The organism is Compostibacillus humi (assembly GCF_014637175.1).
Classification (GTDB): domain Bacteria; phylum Bacillota; class Bacilli; order Bacillales; family Amphibacillaceae; genus Oceanobacillus; species Oceanobacillus humi.
Genome location: NZ_BMEV01000111.1, coordinates 1 through 4,363 on the forward strand (window position 1 = coordinate 1; position 4,363 = coordinate 4,363).

Below are 4,363 nucleotides of genomic sequence, written 5' to 3' on the forward strand. Positions count from 1 at the left end.
TATAATTTTCAAAAAATGGATAAAGCCACCTTTAGTTGGACTTTGACTTTTTGGCTTAATTTATGAGAAAATTATTTACAGAATATTCCAACTATATTTATGCAATGCTAGTGTATGATAATGTAATAAAAATTTTTAATGATATGGCTAGCTTAAGAACTGTATTTTATCATGAGAATTATATGATTATTGGTTCCCATGATTCTTTAATTAACGAAGCATTAAATAATAAACTAAAACAAGTATATACACACCCAAACGAAATCAGTTTTTCAAACTTAACAAGGTACGAATCTGTTCGAAAACTTATCCCAAATATGTCTTTAGAAATAAATTCAGGTAAACTAGAAAGATATTATCCTTTAAGCGCTTTTGAAAGCAAACCCAAAGCGGAAATAAAAGAAGAGATTATCTCCTACCTTAATGAAACAGTTAAATGGATTGAAAGTTCTACATATAAACCATTGCTTTCGTTAACTGGTGGTGGTGACAGCAGAATGTCACTAGCAGCTTTAAAACCAATAATTGACAAGATTGAAACATTTACATATTTGAAAAATACGTCAAATGAAAATGATTTTGTAAAGAGAACCTTTGAAAATGACGAAAAAATCGTTACAGATATTGTGCACAATTTAAATTTAAATCATAAATTCTTTTCAATCTCCACTAAAACAAATACTAAATTAAAAAATGTTATAAAACAAAATGTCTTTTCAAATCATAACTTAAATCTTGCAATTGATTATCTCAATAGATATGGAGGACAAGGCTTTCTACATATTAGGTCGACAGCTCTCTTTAATGTTGGAAAGTATATCTTTCCTAAAGAGACATTAAAAGTACAGAAATGGGATATAAAAAACATTGCATATTATTTAAAAAAATGGACAAATATTAAAGATGATCAAGAAAATGAGCAATGTTTATCCAACTTAATAAAATACGCCCAATTAGATAACTTCTATAATCACAATCCATTAGAGCTATTATTTTTGTCCTATCGATTAATCCAGTGGCATAGTGGGGTTGTTGGGGAGTCAGATATTGCTTTTAATACGATGTTACTCTTAAATTCCAGAAAGGTAGTTGACTTAATGCTTTCCTACCCCGCTGAGGATCGCTATAATAACGAGTTGTTTTATGAATTAATTCAGGAATTGTGGCCAATTCTAAACTATTGGGACGTAAATAATCCAACAAATTTGGCACAGAAGTATAAAACATTAGACAAACAGTTGAAACAATTAATTAAGACAAATAATAAGATTTTATTATCCCTAATAAATAGTAGTACTTCACAAATTGAACCAATACAGAGTTTATATAAAGACAATGGATTTCTATTCAAAGTTTCAAATCAAAACATTACTTCAAATGACTTTTATCGAATAAATATAAATTTATCCAATCTCGATTTAAAAGGGAAGATTCGACTTAAAATACGCTTTTTCTATAGAAACCCAAAAGGAAAAGGGAGTATTTTTGTAAAATCGCCATTTCTAAAAGAAACCCGAGACATCCTTCAATTATATGGAACACACGAAATACAGATAGACAACACTTTAGAAAACAATGACTTTTTTATAGAGATTCAACATAAAAAATCTACGAATTCCCAATCATGGGTAGAAGCAAGCAGTATTTGGATTGGAGACTTCTCAATTACCTAAACATTAAATTACGGTAGGTGTACCATGAATTTAACAAGCACATTAAAGTCAATTTTCAAGAAAGTTAAGAATAAAAATTACTTCTTTAACAGTTTTGTGACTATTGAGTCTAATGTTCCTGTTTACGATAATCGGAGCGGAAAATTAGTTAAAGTTGGTTTACTGGAAAAAGGATTAACATACTATAGAATTTCCGACTATGGTAACTGGCATAAAGTCCAATTCAGTAATTTTCATGGTTTTGTAAAAAAAGAACAAACTAAGATGTCTTTCATCCTAAAAAACAAAGTAAACAACGTGAACGTTCGTGTTGAAGAGAAATACCACTTTCTCACTAAAAAGGAAACAAATGTTTATCTAGACCAACACTTTTACAAAGTAATTGGCAAAATATTACCTAATCAAAAATATAATTTATTGGAAATAAATGATAATTACTGCAAAATTGTTTTTTTGAATAATATCGCCTATTTAGGGCTTACTGAATAACCAAAAATCCCTCTTTCGACAAGGGTTTTGCCTGTTTTTGTCGAAATAATATGCAAGGGTATTTGCTGATTTCCCAATAAAATGCTTGCACTTGGAGGGTCTTAAATGTACGAACACAATGAAAGACAGATGATCATGCCGGATGAATTTTTCTTACCATTCGGAGGAAAGCTGGATTCCGAAAACCGTTGGGTGGTTCTTGCCAATCTCATTCCATGGGACAAAATGGAAGACATCTATGTCCGTTCCCTGAAAGATACGACACAAGGGAACAAAGCAGTGTCTGCCCGTATGGCTTTGGGTTCTCTTTTGATCAAAGAACGGATGGGGTTGAGCGATGAAGAAACGGTCGAACAAATTAAGGAAAACCCGTATCTTCAATACTTCATCGGGCTTTCAGAATTCCAACAAAAAGCACCGTTCGATTCATCATTGATGACCCATTTCCGCAAACGTTTTGATGCCTCCATCATCAATCAAGTGAATGAATGGATGGTCGAGACACAGATGAAAGAAAAACAGGATACGCATCACGGACGGGATGACGATCCTGATTCCGGTGCCGGCATGGCCAGTACTCGAAAGGTTGATGCATCTAGCCCTGATAAGCCATCCAATCAGGGGAAGTTGTTGCTTGATGCAACATGCGCTCCCGCTGATATTGCCTATCCGACGGACCTCCGTCTATTGAATGAAGCCCGGGAAAAGCTGGAAGGGATGATTGATACGCTGCATTCGCCTTTTCGCGGAACCCAACCAAAGCCTCGCACTTATCGCAAGAAAGCGCGTAAAGATTACTTGTCTGTCGCCAAACAGCGGAATCCACGACGGAAGACCCTCCGTCAAGCAATTGGGAAACAGCTGAATTATATCAGACGCGACCTGAAGCATATTGAATCCCTTGTACAACAGGGTGGCTTGAAACCTTTGAGTAAACGTCAATATCGTGAGTTGCTTGTCATCCAGGAATTGTACCGCCAACAAAAAATCATGTATGAAACGAAGACACATCAGATCGATGATCGGATCACCAGTATCGCACAGCCGCACGTCCGCCCCATTGTGCGTGGAAAAGCGAGTGCGAGTGTTGAATTTGGTGCCAAGCTATCGATCAGCATGGTGGACGGCTTTGCCTTTTTGGACAAGATGGAGTGGGATGCTTACCATGAGGGAAATTACCTCATCGAGTCCGTCGAGGCTTACCGCAGACGGCACGGATTCTATCCGGAAGCAGTTCTCGCAGATAAAATCTACCGGACCCGGGAGAACCGGGCTTACTGCAAGGAAAAAGGTATCCGTCTGAGTGGTCCGAAACTGGGTCGTCCTTCCAATGATGCGAAAAGAAATGGTTTAGCGAAAAAGATAGCCCATCAAGATGCGATCGAACGAAATGCCATCGAAGGAAAATTTGGTGAAGGCAAACGCAAGTACGGCCTTGGCCGTATTTCCGCACGCCTTCAAACGACCAGTGAAACGGTCATTGCCTTACAGTTCCTGGTCATGAACCTGGAAAAAGTCCTCCGGGATACTTTTTTGTCTTTTTTCCAAATCTGGAAAGCACTTTATCTTTTTGTGAATAGAAAGAAATACACGTTGATTATAGAATAATGAAGGTTGTTCAGTAAACCCTATTTAAGAAAAAAGGACATATTACTGTTTAATAAAGAAAATACTTCGGAAATTAACAAATATAAAAATATAGATAAGGATGCAACTTTTGAGAAAATATCACCATTTTTAATTACATATTCTAAAAACCCGAGTTTATCTGCCAAAGATGTTGTAAATAATGAAATCCATATTAAAGGCTACAAAAAATTAAATATTTCAGAAAAGATTTATTGGAATGGAGAAAATAGTGAACCAAGATCCTTTTTCCGTATCTTACATGGTCATTACTTTATTAATGACTTGGTAGATGCGTATAGAATAGAAAAAAATGCTAAATATATATCGAAGGGGTTTGAAATTATAAAAGACTGGATTATAAATAATCCATTTGAAAACCCTAAGAATGAGATGGCGTGGCACGATGAAACTACATCCAAGAGATTAAAAACTTGGGTAAATTTTTTTGATGCTGCTAAGGACCCGAGTTCGACAGTTGCTAGGTAAACGAATGCCCCTCAAAGCTTTGTGTATCAAGGTTTTGAGGGGTAAAAAAGGCATAATTATTGTGTTACTAGCTTTTCGGTTTGATT

The 4,363-nt window shown here is 35.5% G+C and carries 4 protein-coding genes; all 4 read left to right on the top strand.

The window, feature by feature from the left end:
• Positions 1-62 precede the first annotated feature (62 nt).
• The 4 genes from IEV18_RS16365 (at position 63) to IEV18_RS16380 (ending at position 4,277) form a co-directional block, all read left to right on the top strand.
• The gene (locus tag IEV18_RS16365) at positions 63-1,673 is read left to right on the top strand and encodes a hypothetical protein (RefSeq protein WP_188393432.1); all 1,611 of its coding nucleotides are present in this window, start codon (positions 63-65) and stop codon (positions 1,671-1,673) included.
• A gap of 24 nt (positions 1,674-1,697) precedes the next feature.
• The gene (locus tag IEV18_RS16370) at positions 1,698-2,162 is read left to right on the top strand and encodes a hypothetical protein (RefSeq protein WP_188393433.1); all 465 of its coding nucleotides are present in this window, start codon (positions 1,698-1,700) and stop codon (positions 2,160-2,162) included.
• A gap of 105 nt (positions 2,163-2,267) precedes the next feature.
• Entirely contained in the window at positions 2,268-3,770 is a 1,503-nt protein-coding gene (locus tag IEV18_RS16375) for an IS5 family transposase (protein ID WP_188393434.1), read from the top strand.
• 6 nt (positions 3,771-3,776) lie between these two features.
• Positions 3,777-4,277 (top strand): heparinase II/III family protein, encoded by a 501-nt coding sequence (locus tag IEV18_RS16380; protein ID WP_188393435.1) that lies wholly within the window; start codon positions 3,777-3,779, stop codon positions 4,275-4,277.
• Positions 4,278-4,363 lie beyond the last annotated feature (86 nt).